At 64.9% G+C, this 425-nt stretch carries 1 protein-coding gene; it reads left to right on the plus strand.

Features of this window, described 5'->3' with window-relative positions:
* Positions 1 to 425 (plus strand): ABC transporter permease (locus tag L3X40_RS22215; protein ID WP_237367488.1); only part of this gene is annotated, 425 nt, incomplete at both ends.

Raw genomic sequence — 425 nt, forward strand, 5'->3', positions numbered from 1 at the left:
CTCAACATCGACGCCACGCGGATGAGCCAGGCGTTCACCGGCGGCGGCTATATCCAGCAGATCGTCCAGGGCGAGGTGTCGGAGTTCATGAAGGGAACGCGGGCCACGGCCGCGCCGCCCGCCGATCTCGCCCTGCGGGCCCGCTTCAACCCGACGCTCGCGCAAAGCTGGTTCGGGTCGGTGATGGAGATCATCAACAACGTCACCATGCTCTCGATCGTGTTGACCGGCGCCGCGCTGATCCGCGAGCGCGAGCATGGCACGATCGAGCATCTGCTGGTGATGCCGATCACGCCGTTCGAGATCATGGCGAGCAAGGTCTGGGCGATGGGGCTGGTCGTCCTGCTCGCCTGCGCCTTCGCGCTGCTGGTGGTGGTCGAAGGAATATTGAAGGTGCCGATCGAGGGATCGATCCCGCTGTTCCT

This window comes from Rhizorhapis sp. SPR117, from assembly GCF_021742065.1.